The organism is Pseudarthrobacter sp. YAF2, assembly GCF_052113345.1.
GTDB lineage: Bacteria > Actinomycetota > Actinomycetes > Actinomycetales > Micrococcaceae > Arthrobacter.
This window is the reverse complement of sequence record NZ_JBFRDA010000004.1, coordinates 213,390-237,547: the sequence shown is the minus strand read 5'-3', so window position 1 is coordinate 237,547 and position 24,158 is coordinate 213,390. Positions and strand designations below refer to the sequence as shown.

The window sequence follows — 24,158 nt, the reverse complement described above, 5'->3', positions numbered from 1 at the left end:
AAGGGACATCAGCGCCGGGAACAGGGCATGCAGCGCCAGTTCCCGCCTAGGGCCAGCAGCATCACATCCAGCCGGCGCTGCAGGACCGCCCGGCGATAATGGGCCGGACCCGGACAGGAGTAACCGTTTCACTTCATATCGTCTAGAGGACGTCGACCCCGTCCAGGCGCAGCTGAACCGGCTCAACGGTCCGCTTGGCGGCAGAAGCTGCCCGGGTGACCCGCAGGACGCGGACGACGGCGGCCGCCTGGCCATACGGGAAGAACAGCAGGGTCCGGACGTCCTCGGCCGAGCGCCTGCCGGACGCCGGAGCGGTCAGCATCAGCGGTGCAGGGCCTGCAGTGCGCACGGTTATTCCCGCGCTGCCGAGCCCGGCCTCCACGGCGTCCGTGTAGTGCTCGACGGCGGCGCGCGGCCCGGTGACTGATGCGATCCGGACGGCCGGGGGCAGTTGGAGTTCCATCCGCAGGGACAGCTCACGCTGGGCATAGCCGGCCGGATCCCAGCGGAGCAGGGCGCCGGTGGCTGCTGTGTCAGCGGCAGTTACCACCACCAGTCCGCCGTCCGGGGCAGGCCGGACCAGTGCGGCGGCGTTGAACCACCGGCGGACCGTGTCCTCGCCGGCGCGGAGGGTTTCGCGCCGCAGCAGGGAATCGCCGTCCAGGAGCAGGGCCGCCGCATAGCCGCCGGTGGCTACAGGCTCCGCCCCTACAGTTGCCACCACCAGGGCTTTCGCTTCCCCCACCTGGGCCTTTACCTGGTCTCCGGAGGACGTGATGACGGTCTTTCCGGGGAACGCCCGGCCAAGTTCTTCGGCAGTCCGCAGGACCCCGGTAGCCCCCTTCCGGAGCCGACTGCCTCCACAGTGGGAGCACTTCCAGTCCGGGGCCGGCGTGGAGCACCAGCGGCACTGGGGCAGCGCTGACGTGCCCGCCAGTGCCAGCGGCCCTTGGCAGTTTCCGCAGCGCGCCGGTTGGCGGCACGTTTCGCATACCAGGGACGGCGCGTAGCCGGCTCTGGCCACCTGGACCAGGACGGGTCCGCGCTCCAGGCCTTCCTTGGCGGCCTGCCAGGCGGCGTGCGGAAGCCGGGCGATGGTGGCCAGCGGGTCGCGCGCCTGCTCGAAGCTGTCAGCGGTGCTGACAACGCGCGGTACGGTCGCGCGGAGTGTGCCGCGCGCGGCGCTGACGGGGACGGCCCAGCCGGACTCCACGAGGCGCTGGACCTCCGTGCTGCGGGAGTGTCCGGCCAGCAGGCAGGCGGCGCTTTCCTGTTCTGCCCGCAGGAGCAGGACTTCCCGGGCGTGCGCATAGGGTGCGCGCTGCTCGATGTGGAGGTCGTCGCCGTCGTCCCAGCAGGCCACCAGCCCCAGGTCCTGTACCGGCGCGAAGGCAGCCGAACGGGTGCCGATGGCAACTTTGGCGGTACCTCCCAGCAGGCGCAGGTAGTTCCGGTACCGGGGCGTGGGTCCGTCATCTGCGGTGAGCCGGGCAACTGCATCTTCGGGCAGCACGTCCTTCAGTGCTGCCTCCAGCCGGTCAAGGTCGCGGTAGTCCGGCACCACAACCAGGGCGCCGCGGCCTGAGCCGTAGGCGGCTGCAGCAGCCTCGGCGAGCAGGTGCGGCCACCCTGCGGGTCCGTAGCCCTGAAGCGGGTTAACCACCGCTCGAGGTGCTCCGCCGCCGGCCAGGTGCCGCAGGAACGCGGGGCCGGTGCCGTACGCGGTCCAGGCTGACGGACCGGGGGTACCGGGAAGGGTGCCCGCCTCCCCGGAATCGGCGGAGCTGGGAAAGTCCTTTTCCAGCCTGGCGACGCGGGGTGGAATGGCGAGGCGCAGGACGTCGCTGACAGTACCGGCGTACCGGGCTGCGACGGCGGTGGCGAGATCCCTGACCGCAGGAGTGAGGACCGGAACCGGTGAAACAACCTTGGCCAAAGGCACCAGGGTGTGTCCGGCGTCGGACTCCGCCACCCGTTCGAGGAGGAAGCCGTTCAGGTCCTGGCCGTTGAACTTGACCTTGACCCGCACCCCCGGCCGGGCGTCCTGGTCGAGCGAGGCCGGTACGGCATAGTCAAAAGGGCGGTCCAGGTGCGGCAGTGAGGACTCCACGAGGACCCTTGCCACCGGCAGCTGCGCGGCCGTGGTGATGCCGGCGGAGGGTGCCCGGGCCGGGAACCCCTGCAGCAGCGATGGCTGCACCGAACTGTCAGCAACCATGGCGGTTACCTCCGTTCAGCTACCGGGTTGGACATGGACAGTCAAGCACCCGGCACTGACAATGGTCTTCCGGCCGCCGGCACGCGAACGGTCAGGCGTTGAAGAACGCCTTCAGGTCGTCCACCCGGTCCAGGCGTTCCCACGTGAAGTCGGGATCGTCGCGGCCAAAGTGCCCGTGTGCGGCGGTTTTGGCGTAGATGGGGCGCTTCAGGTCCAGGGCGTCAATGATGGCGCGCGGGCGGAGGTCGAAGATTTCGGCGATGGCGGCGCTGATCCTGGCCGGGTCAACGGTTTCAGTCCCGAACGTCTCAACGTATGTTCCCACGGGGCGGGCCTGGCCGATTGCGTAGGCGATCTGGATCTCGGCACGCTTGGCCAGTCCTGCGGCCACCACGTTCTTGGCCACCCAGCGCATGGCGTACGCAGCGGACCGGTCCACTTTGGACGGATCCTTGCCGGAGAACGCGCCACCTCCGTGGCGGGCCATGCCGCCGTAGGTGTCGACAATGATTTTGCGGCCGGTAAGCCCGGCGTCCCCGACCGGTCCGCCGATGACGAACTCACCGGCGGGGTTGAGGATGTTCGCGGTGCGCGAGAGGTCCAGGTTGGCGCCGGCCAGGACGGGTTCAATGACGACGGCGGCGAGGTCGGCCCGGAGCTGCTCCAGGCTGGCGCCCTCGGCGTGCTGGCTGGAGATCACCACTGTTTCCACGGAGACGGGGACGTCTTTGTCGTAGCCGATGGTCACCTGGGTCTTGCCGTCAGGGCGGAGGTAGGCCAGCTGGCCCGTCTTGCGGACCTCGGTGAGCCGCTCGGAGAGCCGGTGCGCGAGCCAGATCGGCACGGGCATGTAGGACGGGGTCTCGTCGCTGGCATAGCCGAACATCAGGCCCTGGTCGCCTGCGCCCTGGAGGTCGTAGTCGTCCTCCTGGCGGCCCTCTCGCGCCTCGAGTGAGTTGAACACGCCGCCGGCGATGTCGTTGGACTGCTGTCCGATGGAGACGGAGACGCCGCACCGGGCGCCGTCGAAGCCGTTGGCCGAGGAGTCGTAGCCGATTCCCAGGATGGTCTCGCGGACGATCTGCGGGATCTCAACGTAGGCGTCGGTGGTGACTTCGCCTGCCACGTGCACCAGGCCCGTGGTGGCCATCGTTTCCACGGCCACGCGCGACTCGGGGTCGGCCGCGAGCAGCGCATCCAGGATGGCGTCGCTGATCTGGTCGCAGATCTTGTCCGGGTGGCCCTCAGTGACAGACTCGGACGTGAAGAGCCGAAGCGCGGGGGGCGTGGCCCCATGAGGCTGGGGAAGGTGCAGCGGTAAAGTCACTCAACTACCTTACTGGTTGGTGTTGGTTGCCAGGCGGGAGATGTCCCCGTGCTAAGCAAACGTGGCCTGAAACACTTCAGGCGCGGGGCGAAACGCGGTTCAGTTCAAAGCTGATGCGCCTGATGATGGCTTCCGAAACCTCGGTTTTGGTCCCGGACGCCTCCTGTGGTTCGGAGCCGGCCCGGGAGAGGATGACCACCGCGTTGGAGTCCTGCCCGAAGACCTTGTCCGTCCCCACATGGTTGACCACCAGCAGGTCACAGCCCTTGCGCTGCAGTTTGGCTTCGGCGTAGGCCAGGACGTCGCCTTGGCTGTCCCCTGTTTCGGCAGCGAACCCGACGATGAGCTGCCCGGCCCCGGAACGGCTTCCGTTACGCTGCTCCACGAGCTCCTGCAGGATGTCCGGGTTGCGGACCAGGGTGATGACGGGGTCGGCGGTGTCGTCCCGCTTCTTGATTTTGGTGTCCGATACCTCCGCGGGCCGGAAATCGGCCACGGCGGCGGACATGATGACGACGTCGGATCCGGCGGCTGCGGCCAGTGCGGCTTCCCGCAGCTCCAGGGCGGTTTCCACTCGCTGAACCTCGACCCCCGCCGGCGCCGGGACCTCCATGTGGGCTGCCAGCAAACGCACGGTGGCCCCGGCGTTCCGCGCCGCGACGGCCAGCGCCACGCCCTGCTTGCCGGAAGACCGGTTGCCGAGGAACCTGACGGGATCCAGTGGTTCGCGGGTGCCGCCGGCACTGATGGTGACGGTGCGCCCGGCCAGGGGGAGCTGGTAATCGGACCGGCCCTGCACCAGGGCCATGGCGGCCTCGAAGATCGCCTGGGGTTCCGGGAGCCTGCCAGGTCCCGAATCGGCGCCGGTCAGCCTGCCGGAGGCGGGTTCAAGGACTGCTGCCCCGCGCGTGCGGAGTGTCTCGACGTTTGCGCGGGTGGCGGCATGCTGCCACATCTCCGTGTGCATGGCGGGGGCGAAGAGCACCGGGCCGTGCGCCATGAGCAGCGTGTTGGTGAGCAAATCTCCTGCCTGGCCGGTTACGGCCTTGGCGAGGAGGTCGGCCGTGGCCGGCGCGACGACCACGAGGTCGGCCTCGTGGCCCAGGCGGACGTGGTTGACCAGGTGCACGTCATCGAAAACGCTGTTGCTGACCGGGTTGCCGGACAGCGCCTCCCAGGTGGCGGTACCGACGAACCGGGTGGACGCTTCGGTGGGAATCACCGTGACGTCATGGCCGGCTTCAGTAAAAAGCCGGAGGAGCGATGCCACCTTGTAGGCGGCAATCCCTCCCCCGACTCCGAGGACTATGCGCACGTGACCTCCGTCAACAGCGAGTCAGTTCGGCTGCAGGACTACTCTGCGGCTTCGATCGGCGTGGAGACCAGCTTGCCTTCGTTGATCTCGCGCAGCGCGATCGAGAGCGACTTCTCGTTCAGCTTGGTGTCGACCAGGGGGCCGACGTATTCGAACAGGCCCTCGTGCAGCTGGGCGTAGTAGGCGTTGATCTGACGAGCACGCTTGGCACCGAAGATCACCAGGCCGTACTTGGAATCCGCTACCTTCAGCAGATCGTCGATCGGCGGGTTGATGATGCCTTCAAGGTTCGTAGACACGAATTTCTCCAAATTCCTAGCGGGCTGACGGTTCCGGCAGATGTGGATGCGGTGTCAGCCCCATGAGTGAAACAAGCTCGTCCGCTGCCCGGCGGACGTCGTCGTTGATGACGGTGTGGTCGAACTCCGGTTCAGCAGCAAGTTCCAGTTTAGCGGTTTCCAGCCGGCGCTGCTGTTCCTCCGGGGTTTCGGTCCCCCGGCCCACCAGCCGCCGGACCATCTCGTCCCACGTGGGCGGGGCCAGGAAGACGAACTGCGCGTCCGGGACGGCCGCCTTGACCTGGCGGGCGCCCTGGAGGTCGATCTCCAGCAGGACCGAGCGGCCCTCGGCGATCGCCCGGTTTACGGTGCTCTTCAACGTGCCGTAGGTGTTCTGTCCATGGACCACGGCCCATTCCAGGAGTTCACCGTCAGCGATGAGCTGGTCGAACTCCTCCTTGGACTTGAAGAAGTAGTGGACACCGTCCTCTTCACCCGGCCGGGGGGCGCGGGTGGTGGCCGAGACGGAAAGCCAGACTTCGGGGTAGTTGTCCCGGATGTAGGTGGACACGGTGCCTTTGCCAACAGCCGTCGGACCTGCGAGGACTGTCAGTCCGGGTTTCTTGCTCACGTATTCCTTTTACTGGAGGTTGGGGAAGCGCAGGCGCCGGGCCCGCGCTAATGCTCGTCTATAAAATCTACCAGCGCCCGCCGCTGGTGGACGCCCAGCCCGCGGACCCGGCGGGACGCCGCGATGCCCAGCTGCTGCATGATGGCCGCGGCACGGACCTTCCCGATGCCGGGAAGGGCTTCGAGCAGTTCGGACACTTTCATCCGGGCAAGGGCGTCGTCCTCAAGGGCTGAGCCGATGATGTCCGCCGCGGACCTGTTCCCGTTTCGAAGGCTTTCCTTGGCCGCCGCCCGGGTGGCCCTTGCCGCTGCCGCCTTGCCCAGGGCCTCAGCCCGTTCAGTCGCAGATAAAGGTCGCAGAACCATCACGGACACCCCCGGAGTCGGCGGATTTCATCCAAGGGCGGCCGCCCTTGGACCTGTCCTGAAAATACCCTCTGGTGCAGCCCGAAGCAATGCATCGGGGACAGTTAAGGTCCTGGTCGCCTGGAGGATCACCCGGGCTGGCCAGGACCGGTGCAGCACGGTGTGATTCGGACGCAACTGGGCGCTTAGCCCAGGTTCACGGAAGTCCAGGAGACGGGAGGAAGAGTCAATTCCACTATGCCGTCGCGGACGGCAACGCTCTTATTCCTGCTGAGCCCCACGCGGTCCGGCTGGTCAAGGGTGTTCTTGGCATAAACGTCATCATCCGAAAGCGTCTGCGCGTCCAGGACGATGACGCCCCTGAGCGCCGTCACATCTATTGTTACAGTCGCTTCTTCCGTTTGGGAGCGGTTGACCAGAAAGACTGACGTGGATCCGGTATCGGCGTCGTGGGTGGCGACGGCATCAATAAGAGGGACCACGCCGTAGACCTCCGTAGCGTAAGTTTCTGCTTCCAGCTTGACCTCCAGGGCATTTCCCTTTGCGAGTTTGGAAGTCAAAGCGAACGGGAAGAATGTGGTCTGCTTCCACGCAGGGCCGCCCGGTTCGGTCATGATCGGCGCTATCACATTGACCAACTGGGCAAGGGAAGCCGAGGTGACACGGTCGGCGTGCTTAAGCAATGACATCAGAAGGTTGCCGAAAACAACCGCGTCCGCGACGGAGTAGGCATCCTCAAGCAGTCGCGGTGCGGTGGGCCAGTTATCGATTCCTTCTATCTTCTCTATCTGCTCAAAGCGCTGGATGTACCAGACATTCCATTCGTCAAAGGAGATGTTGATGGTTTTCGAGCTGCCCTTGACGGCCTTGACGTGATCAGCCGTTGCAACCACCGACTCGATGAAGTGGTCCATATTGGAGGCTGAGGCAAGGAAGGAACCGAGGTCCCCGTTCTTCTCTTCGTAATAGGCGTGGCACGAAATGTAGTCCACATCGTCATAGCTGTGTGTCAGAACTACCCGTTCCCATTCACCGAACGTGGGCATTTGGGCGCTCGACGAGCCGCAGACCACGAGTTCCACTGACGGGTCCAGCTGCCTCATGGCCTTTGCCGTCCGGGATGCGATCTTGCCGTAATCGTCCGCCGAGCGGTGTCCCAGCTGCCATGGGCCGTCCATTTCGTTCCCCAAGCACCACATTTTGATGCGGAAAGGCTCGGCTCGGCCGTTGGCGACCCGGCGCTCGGACAGTTCAGTCCCGGAACGAATGTTTGTGTACTCCAGCAGGTCGAGGGCTTCCTCGGTTCCCCTGGTGCCCAGATTGACCGCGAGCATGAGCTCACTGCCTACCTTTTCCAGCCACGAACTGAACTCATGCAGGCCGACTTCGTTTGTCTCAGTCGAGTGCCAGGCCAGATCCAGTCGCCGGGGGCGCTGGTCCCTGGGTCCGACGCTGTCCTCCCACCGGAAGCCGGAGACGAAGTTACCGCCAGGGTAGCGGATGGCGGAGACACCGAGCTCTTTGACGAGCTCCATGACGTCCGTGCGGAATCCGGAAGCGTCTGCCTTCGGATGGGCCGGCTCGTAAATGCCGTCGTAGACGCAGCGGCCCAAGTGCTCGACGAACGAGCCGAACAGGCGTGGATTGACGGGGCCCACGGCGAACTGCGGGTCGATGGTTAGGCGCGCGGAAACCATAGTTGTCCTTCAGGTAAGTGATGTGTTGATGTCGGTGTGTCGCCTGGTACTAACGGCACCCTATTTGAGGCTTCCGAGGGACAAGCCGCCCTGCCAGTACTTTTGCAGCGTCAGGAAGGCCACGACGAGAGGAATGATGGAGACAAACGAGCCGACGATGATGAGGCTCCAGAGTGAATGGCCACCGCCGTTGTTGGAGGAAGCCAGTTGCGACCAGAGCCCGATTCCGACGGTCAGCGGGTAAAGCTTTGCGGTCGACAGCATGGCCAGCGGCAGGAAGTAGTTATTCCAGGTTCCAACGACGGAAAGCAGGAGGACCGTGACGAGGGCGGGACGGAGCAGGGGCAGTGCGACTTGGAGGAAGGTGCGAAGTTCGCCGGCACCGTCCACCCGGGCTGCATCCAGCAACTCGTCCGGCACGGCCTCGGCGGTGTAGACGCGCATCAAGTAGACGCCGAAGGGGCTAAGCAGCGATGGCAGGATAACGGCCCAGACCGTGTCCGTCAGCTTGAGGTTGGAGAGCAAGATAAAGGTGGGTATGACAAGGGCAGTCATGGGAACCATAACGGCGCCCAGCAGCAAGGCGAAGGTCAGGTTCCGTCCCGGAAACTTGTATTTGGCGAAGCCGTAACCGGCCAGGACCGAGATCGCCGTGGCCCCCAGGCCGCCGCTCACGGCATACAGCACTGAATTGCCCAGCCACCGCAGGTACTCGCCGCCGTTGTAGGTGAAGAGGTCCTGGAGGTTGGCGACAAGGTTGAAATTCCTGTCGAACCACATGGCGCCGGAAGAACCGGAGAAAAGCCCTTCGGTGTCCTTGGTGCTCGCCACGAAGAGCCACCAGATAGGAACCAGGAAGTACAGGACCAGGACTCCGAGGAAGACATGGGCCACCACGTTCCGGCGGGGCTTGCGGCGCCGGTCGGGTGAAGGGCCAGGGGCGCGGACAGAGGTGGCGGCTGCGGTGGTGGCTGCGCTCATGACAAGGTGCTCCCTTTTTTCCGGGTGGCGAACATGAAGATATACACGGCTATGAAGACGACAATGCCGAGGGAGAAGGAAATGGCAGACGCGTAGTTGAACTGGGCGTAGCCGAATGCCAGATTGAACGCGTAGATGTTCGGCGTGAAATTGGGAGTGATGCTCCCGTTGGCGACCGGGCCGAGAATTTGCGGCTCGGAGAAAAACTGAAGGGTTCCGATCAGCGCAAAGATCAGGATCAGCACCAGCGCCGAGGAGACCATGGGAACCTTGATCCTGAACGCGACTTGCCGGGTGGAGGCGCCGTCGATTTTCGCTGCCTCATAGAGGGAGGGGTCGATTCCCTGGAGGGCCGCGTAGATGATGATCATGTAATATCCGGCCCACTGCCAGGTGACGACGTTCAGCAGGCCGTAGAAAACGTTGTCCTGACTGAGAAGGAATGGCGCTGAAGCGTGGAAGAGGGAGAAGGCCTGCTGCAACGGCCCGAATGAGGGGCTGTAAAGGAATCCCCACATGAGCGCACCTATGACCGCCGGCACTGCATAGGGAAGGAAGATCATGAGTCGGGAGAACTTGGCCACTTTGGTGGTCAGATGGTCCAGGACAAGGGCTGCGGCCAGGGACACAGCCATTTGCACCGGGATGAGAACCAAAGAAAACCGGATGACGAACCAGATGCCGTTGAGGAATTGGGGGTCCGAGAAGGCGTGAATATAGTTCTCCAGCCCGCTGAATCGTGTTCCGGTGGCAAGGCCTTTTGTAAAGAGGCTGAGGTAGAGCGCGTACCCAAGGGGCGCAAGGAGGAACGCGACGAAGACCACGACGAAGGGAGCGATAAATAGCCATCCCATCCGCGCCTGGCGTGACGCCATCGTCTTGACGCGGGAACCCTGTCTGCTTTGAGGGCGCCCTGAGCGGCCCTGCACTTCAGGTGAAGCGACTTGCGGCGAGGATGTCGCCGTTGACCCGTGAACTGCCATGATCTGTCCTGCGTCCTTCTGTCGGTCGATCCGGCCTGCTCCGACGGTAAGTCGTCGGCGGAGCAGGCCGGGCTGGTGCTACTTGACTGTGAAACCCTGGCTCTTTGCGTAGGTCACCATGGTGTTCTGCAGCTCGGTGGCCGCCTGTTCGCCGTTGATTTCGCCTGAGTTGATCTTGACCGTCTCGGCTTGCAGTTGCGCGTAGTAGTAGACCGTGAATGGGCTGTAGTTGAAGCCTTGGTAGGCGTTCTCGGCCGGGATGTAGATGTCCTTGTTGGCCGTTTGACCGCTGAAGAAGTCAACTTTGTTGTTGATGAAGGCGTCCGACTTCAGCACATTCTGGTTCAGCGGGAAGATGGTTTGGGTTTTCCAGCCGTCTGTGAGCGACGCGTCGTCGGCGTAAAGGCCCTTGGCGACTTCGGCAGCCAGCTTCTTGTCGGTTGCCTGTGAGGTGACCGCGAAGGTTGAACCGCCCCAGTTTACGGAAACAGGGCTGCCGGAATCCCATTGCGGAAGGGGCGCGACGGCGAATGTATCCTTCTCCTGCCCCTTGCCCACGCCCGATCCGGTCAGATAGCCCGGGGCCCAGGCAGCGGAGATGTACGTCGCATATTTACCGCCGACCATTCCGGTGATGTAGTCGGTGTTGAACTGGTCCTGGGTGCCTACAAGGCCCTTCTTTGCCAGCCCCGCCCAGTAGTTCAACACGTCCTTTGCCGGCTGGCTGTCCAGGTTGATCGAAATGTTCTTTTGGTCCGCCAGGTCGTACTTGAAAGGAACAGCACCCTTTTGGGCCATGAGGGCGGTCAACGCCGCCGGAACGTTGCTGCCCAGATCGCCAAAGGCCGGTCCGCCGGCGTCCTTGACTTTCTGCGCCGCCTTCTCGTACTCAGCCCATGTAGTTGGAGGCGTGATGCCGTACTTGTCGAGCACATCCATGCGGTAAATCATTGCCATGGGGCCACCGTCGACCGGAATGGCGTAAACAGAGTTTCCTTGGGAGACGTCCTTCCAGGATCCCTCGCTGAAGTTCTTCTTCACGTCGCCTGCACCAAAGGCGCTCAAGTCCACGAGGGCATTCTGCAGCTCGAAGCCCGTAAGCTGGTCCGCTTCGAGCATGATCACATCGGGTGCGCCCTTGCCGGCCTCGATCGCTGTCTGGAACTTCGCATACTCGGGGCCACCCTGGCCGGCCACAGTCCAGCAGACCTGTACATCTGTGTGCGAGTTGTTGAAGTTATCCACCACGGCAGCCATGTTCGGGTACCACGCCCATACCGAGACCCTGGGAGCATCGGCGTGGATGACCTTGTTCGTGCAATCAGTGGTGCTGGCGCCTTCAGGAGCAGCATCTCCGCCGCCGCAGGCAGAGAGGCTTGCAACCAGGGCGACGGCCGACAGCGCGGCCGCGATAGTTTTCTTGTTCACGTAGGGTCCCTTCGTGCTGAATTTTCTGGACTTCATTGTCTTGAGCGGGTCTCCGCGGCTGCCCCTCCAAGGGCACGTGCAGGAGGACCGTCAGGGGCTGGGAAAGATTTTGAGCTAGCGCCCATTTCGTTTACATCGATGTAAGTAATCGATGTAAAACAATACTGAGGGCAGTCCTGCTCCACGTCAAGGCTTAATTGCGGGGGACTTTTACCGGACCGCGCCCGGAGGATCCCCGGGCGATGATTTTGAAGGAAGACTCAAACTCACGTGGTGCGAGCCCGGCAGCCGCGCCGTTGATCCGCTCCAGCAACATCCGGACTGCGGTTTCGGCAATCTCCTGCCGGCCAGGGTCTACGGTCGATAGCGCGGGAAGGGAGTAGCGCGTATCGTCGATATCGTCGAAGCCGATAATCGCCACATCGTCCGGAACCTTCAGGCCGGCGTCCTGCATCACGCTCATCGCGCCCAGGGCAAGGGAGTCGTTAAAAGCCACCACGCCGTCGAAGGCGAGCCCCGATCCGAGTACGCGCCGCATGGCCTGAGCACCGTCCGCCCGGTGCCAGGTCTGGACGTCGACGGTCAGTTCCTCGCGGTAAGGTACGGAGGCTCGATTCAGCGCCCTGCGATAGCCTTCAAGCCGCAGGCCCGCTGAACCGATCACCTCCCCGGGGTGGGCCCCAAAGGCCAGGAGTCGCGTGCATCCGAGTTCAAGAAGGTGTTCGGTAGCTGCTTGGGATGCCTCGACATTCTGCATGGTTACGTGATCCGCGGGTCCGTTGAAGATGCGTTCACCCAGCAACACGATGGGTGTCGGGATATTGATGAGGTCGGCGTCCTCCTGCTCAAGGCCGAGCACACTGTAGAGGACGCCGTCCACCATCCGCATTCGGGGGCCGCGAAGGATTTGCAGTTCGCGCTCCCGCTCCCCGCCGCTCTGTTCAATAATGACAGCTTGGCCCCTCTTTGAGGCGGCAGTCATCACAGCGTCTGCGAGCTCAGCGAAGTACGCGTTTTTCAGGTCGGGAATAATGAGGCTGATCACACCCGTGCGGCCGGAACGGAGTCCGCGAGCCGAGAGATTCGGTTGGTAGCCGAGATCCTCGATGGCAGAAAGGACACGGCTGCGTGTCTCGGGCTTAATGTTCGGGTGGTCGTTGATTACATTGGAGACCGTCTTTATTGACACGGCAGCCATCTCGGCCACGTCGCGCATTGTGATCGCCATTTCGTCCTCTCCCGAAGACAAAATTGTCGTCTTCCTTCCCGAGGTTACATCGTTGGAACGGGCGCTGGCAGCCGCGCACATGGCGTCATCGCTGCATTCGTCAGGAGGGGGCCATCAGTAATGAACAAGCCAGGTACGAAACAAGTGCTTCCCGCAGAGCCAGTGTTACTCCCCGCGGAGCCCGTCGAGCGTGCGGATGGCGGCTTCGCGCAGTGCGCTCACCTGCGGTCCCGCCGACAGGATGTCGCGGCTGGAGGTTCCCAGGACCAGCGGGTAAGCGCCGCCGAAGGTGGCCCGAAGGTCAGCCGGTGTTGCCCCCTGAGCTCCGAGGCCAGGCGCCAGGATGGGGCCGCGGACCGCAGCAAGGTCCAGTTCCAGGTCTGTCAGGGCGCCGCCGACGGTTGCACCAACCACGAGGCCGACAGATCCGAGATTCCCGGCATACCGGGAGTTCTCCGCCGCCGCGGACTCCGTGATCCTGCGGGCCACGGAGTCCTTTCCGCCCACGTGCTGGACCGACGCGCCCTCAGGGTTGGAAGTCAGGGCAAGGACGAACACGCCCCGGCCCGTTTCCGCGGCGAGGTCCAGTGCCGGCCGCAACGACTCAAAACCAAGATAGGGGCTGAGCGTGACCGAGTCCGCCGCGAGCGGGGAGCCGTCACGGAGCCAGGCGTCGGCGTAAGCGGCCATGGTGGAACCGATGTCCCCACGTTTGGCGTCGGCGATGCTGAGCACCGCCTGGTCCCGGGCCTCGGCCAGGACCTCCTCCAGCACGGCAATGCCGGCCGAGCCGTGCCGTTCGTAAAGCGCCACTTGGGGCTTCACCGCGGCAGCGAGCGGAGCTACGGCCTCCAGGACCGTGAGCGAAAAGCGCTTCAGCCCTGCGGCGTCGTCGTCCAGGCCCCAGCTCTTCAGCAGCGCCGGGTGGGGGTCGATGCCCACGCAGAGCGGGCCGCGGGCCGCCATTGCGGCGCCCAGCCGGGAGCCAAAGGACTCCCGGCCGGCGCCTGGTAGCTGCTCAGGCATGCTGAAGGGCCGCTTTCTGCTGCGACTCGGCAAGGGCTGCCGCGTGCTCCTGCAAGCTGGTGACGGACCACTCATAGGTGCGCATGGCTTCGATGGCCTGTACGGCGGCGTTGAACTCGGCCACCGTGGTGATGCACGGAATACCGATGGACGTGGCCGCGGCCCGGAGCTCGTAGCCGTCGCTGCGGGCCTCGCCGCCTGACGGCGTGTTGAACACCATGTCGATCTCGCCGGCGACGATGAGGTCGGCAATGGTGCCTTCCCCTTCGGCGCTGCTTCCCTCGGCGACTTTGCGGACCGGGGTGGCCTGGATGCCGTTGCGGCGCAGGACGTCGGCGGTACCGCCGGTGGAGACGATCTCGAACCCGAGGTCCGAGAGCCGCTTGACGCCCATGATCACCGAGCGCTTGTCCCGGTTGGCCACGGACACGAAGACTTTGCCCTCGGTGGGAAGCGCGTTGTTGGCGCCTGCCTGGCTCTTGGCGAAGGCCGTGTCGAAGTGCTTGTCGATGCCCATGACCTCGCCGGTGGAGCGCATCTCGGGCCCGAGCAGGGAATCCACCACCTTGCCCTCGGGCGTCCGGAACCGGCTGAACGGCAGCACGGCTTCCTTGACTGCCACGGGCGCGTCCAGCGGAAGGGTGGAGCCGTCGCCGGTTTCGGGCAGCATCTTGTAGGCGCTGCGCAGCTGGTTGATGGTCACGCCGGTGCCGATCAGTGCAGCGGCCTTGGCCATCTGGACGCCGGTGGCCTTGGACACGAAGGGCACGGTCCGGGAGGCCCGGGGGTTGGCTTCCAGGACGTACAGGACGTCCGAGGCCAGCGCGAACTGGATGTTGATCAGGCCCCGGACGCCCACGCCTTCGGCGATGGCGCGGGTTGCGGTGCGGACGCGCTCGATGACGTTGCTGCCCAGGGTGATGGGCGGCAGCACACAGGCGGAGTCGCCGGAGTGGATGCCGGCTTCCTCGATGTGTTCCATGATGCCGCCCAGGTACATGTCGGTGCCGTCGTAGAGGGCGTCGACGTCGATTTCGACGGCGTCCTCCAGGAAGCGGTCGATCAGTACCGGGTGGTCGGGGGTGATTTCGGTGGCGTTGGCAATGTAGCGGGAGAGGTTGGGCTCGTCGTAGACGATTTCCATGCCGCGGCCGCCCAGCACGTAGGACGGGCGGACCAGGACGGGGTAGCCGATCTCGTCCGCGATCTTCTTGGCGTCCTCGAAGGAGACGGCGGTGCCGTTCTTCGGGGCCACCAGGCCGGCTTTGTCCAGCACGCGGGAGAACGCGCCACGGTGCTCGGCGAGGTCGATGGCCTCCGGTGAGGTGCCCAGGATGGGCACGCCGGCGTCGGCGAGCTGCTGCGCCAGTTTCAGCGGGGTCTGGCCGCCGAGCTGGACGAACACGCCCATGACGCCGCCGGTGCGTTCCTCGGCCGCGATGACCTCCAGGACGTCCTCGAGCGTGAGGGGCTCAAAGTACAGCCGGGTGGAGACGTCGTAGTCGGTGGAGACGGTTTCCGGGTTGCAGTTGACCATGACGGTCTCGTAGCCGGCCTTGCGCAGCGCCATGGACGCGTGGACGCAGGAGTAGTCGAACTCGATGCCCTGGCCGATGCGGTTGGGACCGGAGCCGAGGATCAGGATGGACGGCTTGGAGTGCAGTGCAACCTCGTCCTCCTCGTCGTAGGCCGAGTAGTGGTACGGCGTGTAGGCGGCGAACTCGGCGGCGCAGGTGTCAACGGTCTTGTAGACAGGGCGGATGCCGAGGGCCTGGCGGACGCCCCGGACCACGGCCTCCGGGTTGTGGGTGAGGGAGCCGATCTGCTCGTCCGAGAACCCGTGGCGCTTGGCGCGCTTGAGCATATCCGCCGTCAGTGCACCTGCCTGGCGGATTTCGTGGGAGATCTCGTTGAGCAGCTGGAGCTGGTCAAGGAACCAGGGATCGATCTTGGTGGCCTCGAAAAGCTGCTCCACGGTGGCGCCGCCCAGGAGGGCGCGCTGGACCTGGTGCAGGCGCTCGGTGGTGGGGCGCTTGGCCTTTTCGATGAGTTCGGCTACCTCCCATTCCGGGACGCTGCTGAAGTCCAGCTGTGAGCCCTTCTGTTCCAGGGAACGCAGTGCTTTCTGGAGGGCTTCGGTGAAGTTGCGGCCCATGGCCATGGCCTCGCCCACCGACTTCATGGTGGTGGTGAGGGTGTTGTCCGCCGCCGGGAACTTCTCGAAGGCGAAGCGGGGGACCTTGACCACCACGTAGTCCAGGGTGGGCTCGAAGGAGGCGGGGGTCTTCTGGGTGATGTCGTTGGGGATCTCGTCCAGGGTGTAGCCGAGCGAGAGCTTGGTGGCGATCTTGGCGATCGCGAAACCGGTGGCCTTGGACGCCAGCGCGGAGGACCGGGAAACGCGGGGGTTCATTTCGATGACCACCACGCGGCCGGTGGCGGGGTCGATGGCGAACTGGATGTTGCAGCCGCCGGTGTCCACGCCCACCTCGCGGATGACGGCGATGGCGACGTCGCGCAGCTTCTGGTACTCGCGGTCGGTGAGGGTCAGTGCCGGAGCCACGGTGATGGAGTCGCCGGTGTGCACGCCCACGGGGTCGAAGTTCTCGATGGAGCAGACGACAACCACGTTGTCGTTCTTGTCCCGCATCATCTCGAGCTCGTATTCCTTCCAGCCCAGGATGCTCTCTTCGAGCAGAACCTCGCTGGTGGGGCTGTACTGCAGGCCCTGTCCGACAATGCGGCGCAGGTCATCCTCGTTGTAGGCCAGGCCGGAGCCCAGGCCGCCCATGGTGAAGGAGGGGCGGACCACCATGGGGTACCCGAGGTCGCCGGCGGCGGTGAGGGCCTCGTCCATGGTGTGGATGATGTGGCTGCGGGCGGATTCGGCGCCGCAGCGCTCCACGACACCCTTGAACTTTTCGCGGTCCTCGCCGAGTTCAATCGCGGCGATGTTCGCGCCGATGAGTTCCACGTTGTATTTCTCGAGCACGCCGTTCTTGTCCAGGGCGATGGCGGTGTTCAGCGCGGTCTGGCCGCCCAGGGTGGGCAGCACGGCGTCGGGCCGTTCCTTGGCGATAATCTTCTCCACCACCTCGGGGGTGATGGGTTCGACGTAGGTGGCGTCGGCGAACTCGGGGTCGGTCATGATGGTGGCCGGGTTGGAGTTCACGAGGATGACGCGCAGGCCCTCCTCCTTCAGGACGCGCAGGGCCTGGGTGCCGGAGTAGTCGAATTCGGCGGCTTGGCCGATGACGATCGGGCCGGAACCAATGACGAGGACGCTTTTGAGGTCTGTACGTTTCGGCATTACTTCTTGTCCTCGGTCTTGTTGTCGTTTTTGGTGTCAGCGCCTGCGGGGTGGGCGGCGTCCACGGGTTCCTTTGACAGGTTGGCATTCCTGCCGTCCCGCGTGCCTTCCATGAGCTCGATGAAGCGGTCGAAGAGGTACGCGGCGTCGTGCGGGCCGGCGGCTGCTTCGGGGTGGTACTGCACGGAGAATGCGGGGATGTCCAGGCAGGCGAGGCCTTCCACGACATCGTCGTTCAGGCTGATGTGGCTGACTTCCACCCGGCCGTACCGTGCCTCCGGTGCCTGGGTGGCGCCGTCGAGCGGGGCGTCCACGGCGAAACCGTGGTTCTGGGACGTGATTTCGACCTTGCCGGTGCGGCGGTCCATCACGGGCTGGTTGATGCCGCGGTGTCCGTAGCGGAGCTTGTAGGTGCCAAAGCCCAGCGCCCGGCCCAGGATCTGGTTGCCGAAGCAGATCCCGAAGTACGGCAGCTTTTCGTCCAGGACGGAGCGCAGGAGGCTGACTTGGGCGTCAGCGGTGGCGGGGTCGCCGGGGCCGTTGGACATGAAGAAACCGTCCGGGTTGACGGCCTTGACGTCCTCGAGGGTGGCGGTGGCGGGCAGCACGTGGACGCGGACGCCGCGCTCTGCGAACCGGACCGGGGTCATGGCCTTGATGCCAAGGTCGATTGCCGCGATGGTGAAGCGGGGTTCGCCATCCCAGCCGTGGTCCTTCGGTTCCACCACGTAAGCTTCGTCCACGCTGACTTCCTCGGCCAGGCGGGAGCCCTCCATGGGGGCGCTGGCCAGGACGGCGTCGACCAGTTCCTTGTCCGTGGCCTCAGCTGCCGCGCCTGAGAAGATGCCGGCGCGCATGGTCTTGTGCTCGCGCAGGTGGCGGGTGACGGCGCGGGTGTCCACGCCCTGGATGCCGACAATGCCCTGGTCCACCAGTTCCTCGTCGAGGGAGCGCTCGGAACGCCAGTTGGAGGGCCGGCGTGCGGCGTCCCGGACAATGTAGCCGGCCACCCAGATCCGCCGGGACTCGGCGTCCTCGCTGTTCACACCGGTGTTGCCGATGTGCGGGGCCGTCTGGACCACCAACTGGCGGGCGTAGGAGGGATCGGTGATGGTTTCCTGGTAGCCGGTCATCCCGGTGGCGAAGACGGCCTCGCCCAGTGCGGTGCCGGTGGCGCCGTAGCTGGTGCCGCGGAAAATGCGCCCGTCTTCGAGAACTAGCGCTGCCGGAGCGGAGGTGGTTGCTGTCAATGTATTCGCTTTCACTGTCTTACTTTCCACTGGTGGCACCAGCCGCTGGGGCTGACGAAATCAAATTCTGAAGGGCCTGGTAGAGAACGTCCTTGTCGGCCGCGCGCCGGGTCCGGAAGCCGGTGTCCAGCCCGTGCGCGCCGAGCGTCCATGCCAGCACCAGCAGGCCGTCCTTCTCCACGAACTTACCCGCCATGCCGCTTTCCTGCCGGACACCCAGGAGGGAAGCTGCGGGGATGTACAGGGCCGGCGCGCCTGACCGCTCGTAGAGGACGCCGTGCGGGTACACCGCGAGGGTTGCGTTGGTGCGGATCCCCAGGCCATGGACGGCGATCCGGTCGAGCCAGTCACCGGCGGTGGTGGTAGCCACGTACTGCCCTTCGGCGACGGCGGCGGGCTCACCGGGTGCGGCGGGCACCGGGGGCAGCTGTTCGACGTCGGACTGGCGCCTCAGGCGGTTCCGCCAGCCGATGCCCAGGAGGACAAAGACGACGGCGACGACCGCCAGCATGGCAAGTCCGGGAAGGATCTTGTCCATCAGGCAGCTCCCGCAGGGGTTGCTGCGGCGTCGGGGTGCGGCGTATTCAGTGCACCATCGAGCACAGTGGGGTGTCCCTTGAAGAAGGTGACTACCACCTTGCCCGGCAGTTCCCGGCCCTTGAACGGCGAGTTGCGGCCCATGGTGGCCATCGCGAACGGATCGACGGTCCAGCGGGCTGCCGGGTCCACCAGGATGAGGTTGGCGGGTTCGCCCGCCTCGATGGGCCGTCCCTGGTCGGTGAGCCGGCCGATTCTTGCCGCGGCCGTGGACGTGACCCTGGCGAAATCCGCCCACGTCATGAGCCCGGTTTCGATCATGGCGTGCTGCACGACGGAGAGGGCGGTTTCCAGCCCGGTCATTCCCATGGCGGCCTGCGCCCATTCACACTCTTTGTGCTCGCTGGGGTGCGGTGCATGGTCGGTACCCACAACGTCGATCGTGCCGTCTGCGAGCCCGGCACGCAATGCCTGGACGTCTGCGTCGGTCCGCAGCGGCGGGTTGACCTTGAAGACGGGGTCGTAGCTGCGCACGAGGTCGTCCGTGAGCAGCAGGTGGTGCGGCGTCACCTCGGCGGTGACGTCGATGCCCCGTTCCTTGGCCCACCGGATGATTTCAACGGAGCCGGCCGTGGATACGTGGCAGACGTGCAGCCGCGAGCCGACGTGCTGGGCCAGCAGGACGTCGCGGGCGATGATGCTTTCCTCGGCGACCGCGGGCCAGCCGGTCAGGCCGAGGACCGCGGAGACGTCGCCCTCGTTCATCTGTGCCCCGGCGGTGAGGCGGGGTTCCTGTGCGTGCTGGGCCACGACGCCGTCGAACGCCTTGACGTATTCCAGCGCCCGGCGCATCAGCACGGGGTCGTGGACGCAGATGCCGTCGTCGGAGAACATCCGGACCCGGGCGCGGGAGTCGGCCATCGCACCGAGCTCTGCGAGCTGCTCCCCCGCCAGGCCGACGGTGACGGCCCCGACCGGGCGTACGTCCACCCAGCCTGCGGTGCGGCCCAGGGTGTAGACCTGTTCGACGACGCCTGCGGTGTCCGCGACGGGGGTGCTGTTGGCCATGGCGTGGACGGCGGTGTAGCCTCCCAGCGCCGCTGCGCGGGTTCCGGTTTCGACGGTTTCGGCGTCTTCACGGCCGGGTTCGCGGAGGTGGGTGTGGACGTCAACCATGCCGGGCAAGGCCACGAGGCCGGCGGCGTCGATCACCGTGGCCCCATCGGCAGCCAGGCCGTTGCCGATTTCGGCGATGATGCCGTCGCGGACCATCAGGTCTGAGGCTTCGCCGCCAAGGATGGAGGCGCCCTTGATGAGGTAGGTTCCGGTGGTGGTCGTCATCAGATGCTCTCCTTGATGGGCGGGGCGGTGTAGGCCGGGGCCCGGGTTGCGGCTGGTTCGCGGGAATCCCCGGAAAGCAGCAGGTACAGTGCGGCCATCCGGACGGACACGCCGTTGCGGACCTGCGCCAGGACGGTGGACCGGGGTGAGTCCGCTGCGGCGGCGCTGATTTCCAGGCCCCGGTTCATGGGACCGGGATGCATGATGATGGTATCGGTCATGCCGAGGTCGTCCAGGGCGCGGAGCCGGTTGTCGTCGAATCCCCAACGGCGGGAGTATTCCCTGGTGCTGGGGAAGAACGAGGCGTTCATGCGTTCGCCCTGGACGCGGAGCATCATGACGGCGTCCACACCGTTGGCCAGGGTTTGGTCAAGGTCATAGCTGACGCTGCAGGGCCATTGCTCGACGCCGACCGGCAGCAGCGTGGGCGGCGCCACCAAGGTGACCTCAGCACCAAGGGTACGGAGCAGCCAGACGTTGGATCGCGCCACGCGCGAGTGCAGGACATCGCCCACGATGGCTACACGCAGGCCCTTGAGGTCGGTTCCTTCCGACCCGGTGCCGGCCAGCCGGGCCCAGTGCCGGCGCATGGTGAAGGCGTCGAGGAGGGCCTGGGTGGGGTGTTCGTGGGTGCCGTCCCCGGCATTGATGACACCGGCGTCGATCCAGTCCGTTGCAGCGAGCCGGTGCGGCGCGCCGGACGCCCAGTGGCGGATGACGACGGCGTCGGCCCCCATGGCGGACAGCGTCTGGGCGGTGTCCTTGAGGGACTCCCCCTTGGATACCGAAGACCCCTTGGCGGCGAAGTTGATCACGTCGGCAGACAGCCGCTTCGCGGCGGCTTCGAAGGAGATGCGGGTCCGGGTGGAGTCCTCGAAGAAGAGGTTGACCACCGTGCGTCCGCGCAGGGCCGGGAGTTTCTTGACTTCCCGCTCCCCTACGGCAGACATTTCCTCGGCGGTGTCCAGGATGCGGATGGCGTTCGCGAGGCTGAGGTCCTCGGTGGACAGGAGGTGTTTCATGCGCCGCCCTCGATTACGACTTCGTTGACCGGGGTTCCGCCCTCGGGCGTGTCAGTCTCCTCGAGCCGGACCCGAACCTTTTCGGCGGAGGACGTGGGCAGGTTCTTGCCAACATGGTCAGCGCGGATGGGAAGTTCGCGGTGGCCCCGGTCGATCAGGACTGCAAGCCGGACGATGCGCGGCCGGCCGAGGTCCACGAGGGCGTCCAGGGCGGCGCGGATGGTGCGGCCGGAGTACAGGACGTCGTCGATCAGTACCACCACCTTGTTGTCAATGCCTGTGCGGGGCAGTTTGGTGGGGTACGGCGGCCGGGTCCCCTGGTGGGACAGGTCGTCGCGGAACATGGTGACGTCGAGCTGGCCCACGATGGCGGCGGCGTCCACAGTGGCGTCGGCGGCGGCGATTTTTTCGGCCAGCCGGAGAGCCAGCGGGTAACCGCGGCGGGGAATGCCCAGCAGGACCAAGTCCCGGGATCCCTTGTTGGCTTCGAGGATCTCATGGGCGATACGAGTGAGTGCCCGGTCAATGTCCGCCTGGCTGAGGACAACCCTGGCTGGAACCGGTGCGCTGGTGACAGAAGTCAACGCTCGTCTCCCCTTTCCCCGCCTCACAGGACGGAATTAAAAAAGGAATATTTGCTGTTCAAAATTACCACATGGCCTCCGGCTGCCCGTGCCCCGGGAAACGCGTCGCTGGTCACACCGGATGGCGCGGGTTTCCGGCTCCTTGGCCGTCCGGCGGCCCCCGCCTAGGCTTTCGGGTATGCCGACGTATCCGCAGCAACCAACACCTGGGCTCCCCGACGACCCGTACCGCGAGGCGCCCGGGCCGGTGCCCCAGCAGGCCAACCCCAGCTGGATGGGCCAGGTCCATCCCGGACATTACCGTTCAGCACCGGGGCACGGTGGCCTGCCGTTGGCCACGGTCGGGCCCCAGGTCCAAGGGACTGTACTGCGGGCATCGCGGGCGCGGAGTGGACTGGCGGGGCTGTCCATAGCAGGCGGTGTCCTCGCTCTCCTGAGCTTGTTCCTGGTGGTCCCGTTCCTTCTGTCCAACACCGGCACCGCCGGCTTCCTGATCGGGTTCCTGGCATCGCTGATTCCCTTGTCCGTGGTCCTGGGGGCGGTCCACATCATCGACAGGTGGGAACCGGAACCCAAGCGGCTGCTGTTCTTCGCGTTCCTCTGGGGCGCGGCGGTATCCGTAGCCGTGACGCTGCTTGTCCAGCCGTTCTTCGTGATCGCATTCCAGTTCACCGACCAGCCGGACCTGCAAACCTATATGGCCACTGTGCAGGCGCCCATCGTCGAGGAATTCGCCAAATCCCTGGGCCTGCTGATCATCCTGCTGGCAGCGCGACGGCAGTTTGACGGCCCGGTGGACGGCGTCGTGTTCGCCTTCACCATCGCGGGCGGGTTCGCCTTCACCGAAAACATCCTCTACTTCGGCAGGGCGGTGGCCGACTCAGCCTCCCCGGCCGGCGACCTCGCCCAAATCTTCTTCCTCCGCGGCGTGATGTCGCCATTCGCGCACGCGATCTTCACCGGAACCACCGGCCTGGTCATGGGTTTCGCCGCAAGGAAGTGGCACACCGGAGCCTCCGTGGCAGCGTTCTTCGTCGGGCTGCTGCCGGCCATGTTCCTGCACAACAGGTGGAACAGCATGGGCCGGGGTTTCCTGCTGGACTACATCGTGGTCCAGGTACCGATCTTCCTGCTGGCGGTGGGCGGCATCATCTTCCTTCGCGTTGCCGAGAAGCGGCTGACCCGGCAGCGGCTGCTGGAGTATTCGGCCGCGGGATGGTTCACCCCGGACGAGGTCCAGCTCCTGGCGACCCCCGGAGGCAGGCGCACGGCTTTGGCATGGGCCGCCAATTCGGGCCGGAAGCCACAGATGAGGCAGTTCCTGAAGGCCGCCACACAGCTCGCCAATACCCGCCAGCGGATCCTGAGCGGACGGGACGTGCCGCTCCACCAGGCCGAGGAACGGCAGCAACTCCAAAGGATCCTCGAGCTCCGCGCAGCGGTCTCCGGTTGAGAACGTAGAAGGGGCCCGCCGGTTGACCGGCGGGCCCCTTCTGCGTCACATGCTGTGAACCTGGTTGTCAGGTCAGGCGAGCAGCGATGGCTTCAGCTGCTGCAGCCTGCCGAGCAGGCCGTTGATGAACTGCGGCGACTCATCCGTTGACAACGTCTTGGCCAGCGCAACAGCCTCGCTGACCGCTACGCCGTCAGGGACGTCGTCGTTGTACAAGAGCTCCCAGGTGCCGATACGCAGGATGATGCGGTCCACGGACGGCATGCGTTCAAGGCTCCAGCCCTGCGAGTAGGTCTCCAGGAACTCATCAATGGCTGCCTGCTGGGACACCACGCCCTCGACGATTTCCAGGGTGTAGGGGTTGACCACCTGGTCGGTCTTTTCCCGGCGTGCGCGAAGCACGTCGAACGCCGAAACAGAGCGCTGCTCCGCCTCGAAAAGAACATCCAGTGCCCTGTTGCGGGCTTTACCGCGGGCGCTCACTACTCGGTGACCCGGCCCAGGTAGCTGCCGTCGCGGGTGTCCACCTTGACCTTGGTGTTGTTCTCGATGAACAGCGGCACCTGGATCTCGTAGCCCGTTTCCAGGGTGGCAGGCTTGGTGCCCGCGGACGAGCGGTCGCCCTGCAGGCCCGGCTCGGTGTAGGTGATTTCGAGGACAACGCTCGGCGGCAGTTCGATGTAGAGGGGGTTGCCGTCGTGGATGGCGATGTTCACCATCTGGTTCTCAAGCATGAAGTTGGTGGCGTCCCCCACCGTGGCGCCGGAAACGGTGATCTGGTCGAAGTCGGAGGTGTCCATGAACACGAAGTCCGCGCCGTCCTGGTAGAGGTACTGGTAGTCGCGGCGGTCGACGGTGGCCGTCTCAATTTTGAGGCCGGCGTTGAAGGTCTTGTCGACAACCTTTCCGGACATCACGTTGCGCATCTTGGTGCGGACGAACGCGCCGCCCTTGCCCGGCTTGACGTGCTGGAACTCGATGATGTTCCACAGCTGGCCCTCAAGCTTCAGGACCGTTCCGTTCTTAATGTCGTTAGTGGTTGCCACTGGTTTCCTCTGGTTTCGTTGTCCGGCCGTGTGGGCCAGGTGCTGTATGCCGGGCGGGCAAACCAATTCGGCCCGCCTGCACGTGTTTGTCAAAAATCGCGTGGATGCAAAAATTCCACAACCATTCTACCGGTAAAT

21 protein-coding genes are annotated in these 24,158 nt (G+C 65.2%); 1 reads left to right on the top strand and 20 read right to left on the bottom strand.

What is annotated here, in order from left to right; genetic code table 11:
* Nucleotides 1-142: 142 nt before the first annotated feature.
* The 18 genes from AB4Y79_RS06595 to pyrR all read right to left on the bottom strand — a co-directional run bounded on the left by AB4Y79_RS06595 (nucleotide 143) and on the right by pyrR (nucleotide 21,521).
* On the bottom strand, nucleotides 143-2,218 hold the full coding sequence (locus AB4Y79_RS06595; RefSeq protein WP_441859863.1) for a primosomal protein N': 2,076 nt from the start codon (nucleotides 2,216-2,218) through the stop codon (nucleotides 143-145).
* 91 nt (nucleotides 2,219-2,309) lie between these two features.
* Nucleotides 2,310-3,545, bottom strand: coding sequence for a methionine adenosyltransferase (metK, locus tag AB4Y79_RS06590; RefSeq protein ID WP_441859861.1), 1,236 nt, complete (start codon nucleotides 3,543-3,545; stop codon nucleotides 2,310-2,312).
* Between the two features lie 76 nt (nucleotides 3,546-3,621).
* Nucleotides 3,622-4,860: a bifunctional phosphopantothenoylcysteine decarboxylase/phosphopantothenate--cysteine ligase CoaBC gene (gene coaBC / locus AB4Y79_RS06585; protein ID WP_441859859.1), complete on the bottom strand. Its 1,239-nt coding sequence runs from the start codon at nucleotides 4,858-4,860 to the stop codon at nucleotides 3,622-3,624.
* Between the two features lie 38 nt (nucleotides 4,861-4,898).
* A complete protein-coding gene (gene rpoZ / locus AB4Y79_RS06580; protein ID WP_026264487.1) occupies nucleotides 4,899-5,159 on the bottom strand; it encodes a DNA-directed RNA polymerase subunit omega in 261 nt (86 codons plus the stop codon).
* A gap of 16 nt (nucleotides 5,160-5,175) precedes the next feature.
* Nucleotides 5,176-5,769 (bottom strand): guanylate kinase, encoded by a 594-nt coding sequence (gene gmk, locus AB4Y79_RS06575; protein ID WP_308930882.1) that lies wholly within the window; start codon nucleotides 5,767-5,769, stop codon nucleotides 5,176-5,178.
* 47 nt (nucleotides 5,770-5,816) lie between these two features.
* Nucleotides 5,817-6,134: an integration host factor, actinobacterial type gene (gene mihF, locus AB4Y79_RS06570; RefSeq protein ID WP_308930881.1), complete on the bottom strand. Its 318-nt coding sequence runs from the start codon at nucleotides 6,132-6,134 to the stop codon at nucleotides 5,817-5,819.
* 185 nt (nucleotides 6,135-6,319) lie between these two features.
* Nucleotides 6,320-7,831, bottom strand: a complete 1,512-nt coding sequence (arfA, locus tag AB4Y79_RS06565; protein ID WP_441859855.1) for an arabinosylfuranosidase ArfA — start codon at nucleotides 7,829-7,831, stop codon at nucleotides 6,320-6,322.
* A 60-nt stretch (nucleotides 7,832-7,891) separates the two neighbouring features.
* The gene (locus AB4Y79_RS06560; RefSeq protein WP_308930879.1) at nucleotides 7,892-8,812 is read right to left on the bottom strand and encodes a carbohydrate ABC transporter permease; all 921 of its coding nucleotides are present in this window, start codon (nucleotides 8,810-8,812) and stop codon (nucleotides 7,892-7,894) included.
* Nucleotides 8,809-9,687: a carbohydrate ABC transporter permease gene (locus AB4Y79_RS06555; protein WP_441859852.1), complete on the bottom strand. Its 879-nt coding sequence runs from the start codon at nucleotides 9,685-9,687 to the stop codon at nucleotides 8,809-8,811. The genes AB4Y79_RS06560 and AB4Y79_RS06555 overlap by 4 nt, the downstream gene beginning before the upstream one ends.
* A gap of 186 nt (nucleotides 9,688-9,873) precedes the next feature.
* Nucleotides 9,874-11,223 (bottom strand): ABC transporter substrate-binding protein, encoded by a 1,350-nt coding sequence (locus tag AB4Y79_RS06550; protein WP_441859850.1) that lies wholly within the window; start codon nucleotides 11,221-11,223, stop codon nucleotides 9,874-9,876.
* A gap of 193 nt (nucleotides 11,224-11,416) precedes the next feature.
* On the bottom strand, nucleotides 11,417-12,451 hold the full coding sequence (locus tag AB4Y79_RS06545; RefSeq protein WP_441859849.1) for a LacI family DNA-binding transcriptional regulator: 1,035 nt from the start codon (nucleotides 12,449-12,451) through the stop codon (nucleotides 11,417-11,419).
* Between the two features lie 165 nt (nucleotides 12,452-12,616).
* Entirely contained in the window at nucleotides 12,617-13,477 is an 861-nt protein-coding gene (gene pyrF / locus AB4Y79_RS06540) for an orotidine-5'-phosphate decarboxylase (RefSeq protein ID WP_441859847.1), read from the bottom strand.
* Nucleotides 13,470-16,787, bottom strand: a complete 3,318-nt coding sequence (gene carB, locus AB4Y79_RS06535) for a carbamoyl-phosphate synthase large subunit (RefSeq protein WP_441859846.1) — start codon at nucleotides 16,785-16,787, stop codon at nucleotides 13,470-13,472. The genes pyrF and carB overlap by 8 nt, the downstream gene beginning before the upstream one ends.
* Nucleotides 16,787-18,076: a glutamine-hydrolyzing carbamoyl-phosphate synthase small subunit gene (gene carA, locus AB4Y79_RS06530; RefSeq protein ID WP_441859844.1), complete on the bottom strand. Its 1,290-nt coding sequence runs from the start codon at nucleotides 18,074-18,076 to the stop codon at nucleotides 16,787-16,789. Before carA ends, carB begins: the two co-directional genes overlap by 1 nt.
* A complete protein-coding gene (locus AB4Y79_RS06525; protein ID WP_441859842.1) occupies nucleotides 18,057-18,575 on the bottom strand; it encodes a PH-like domain-containing protein in 519 nt (172 codons plus the stop codon). The genes carA and AB4Y79_RS06525 overlap by 20 nt, the downstream gene beginning before the upstream one ends.
* Nucleotides 18,575-19,915, bottom strand: a complete 1,341-nt coding sequence (locus AB4Y79_RS06520) for a dihydroorotase (protein ID WP_441859841.1) — start codon at nucleotides 19,913-19,915, stop codon at nucleotides 18,575-18,577. Before AB4Y79_RS06520 ends, AB4Y79_RS06525 begins: the two co-directional genes overlap by 1 nt.
* Complete coding sequence (locus AB4Y79_RS06515) at nucleotides 19,915-20,937, bottom strand: aspartate carbamoyltransferase catalytic subunit (protein WP_441859839.1); 1,023 nt, start codon at nucleotides 20,935-20,937, stop codon at nucleotides 19,915-19,917. Before AB4Y79_RS06515 ends, AB4Y79_RS06520 begins: the two co-directional genes overlap by 1 nt.
* Nucleotides 20,934-21,521 carry a bifunctional pyr operon transcriptional regulator/uracil phosphoribosyltransferase PyrR gene (gene pyrR / locus AB4Y79_RS06510; protein ID WP_308930869.1) on the bottom strand — a complete coding sequence of 196 codons (588 nt, stop codon included), beginning with the start codon at nucleotides 21,519-21,521 and terminating at the stop codon, nucleotides 20,934-20,936. The genes AB4Y79_RS06515 and pyrR overlap by 4 nt, the downstream gene beginning before the upstream one ends.
* A 178-nt stretch (nucleotides 21,522-21,699) precedes the next feature.
* Between pyrR and AB4Y79_RS06505 the strand changes: the two genes are divergently transcribed.
* On the top strand, nucleotides 21,700-22,974 hold the full coding sequence (locus AB4Y79_RS06505) for a PrsW family intramembrane metalloprotease (protein WP_441859836.1): 1,275 nt from the start codon (nucleotides 21,700-21,702) through the stop codon (nucleotides 22,972-22,974).
* A 72-nt stretch (nucleotides 22,975-23,046) separates the two neighbouring features.
* On the opposite strand, the gene nusB is transcribed toward AB4Y79_RS06505, so the two are convergent.
* Together nusB and efp are read right to left on the bottom strand one after the other, a co-directional pair.
* Nucleotides 23,047-23,457 carry a transcription antitermination factor NusB gene (gene nusB / locus AB4Y79_RS06500; RefSeq protein WP_018761427.1) on the bottom strand — a complete coding sequence of 137 codons (411 nt, stop codon included), beginning with the start codon at nucleotides 23,455-23,457 and terminating at the stop codon, nucleotides 23,047-23,049.
* Complete coding sequence (gene efp, locus AB4Y79_RS06495; RefSeq protein WP_441859834.1) at nucleotides 23,457-24,020, bottom strand: elongation factor P; 564 nt, start codon at nucleotides 24,018-24,020, stop codon at nucleotides 23,457-23,459. The genes nusB and efp overlap by 1 nt, the downstream gene beginning before the upstream one ends.
* Nucleotides 24,021-24,158 lie beyond the last annotated feature (138 nt).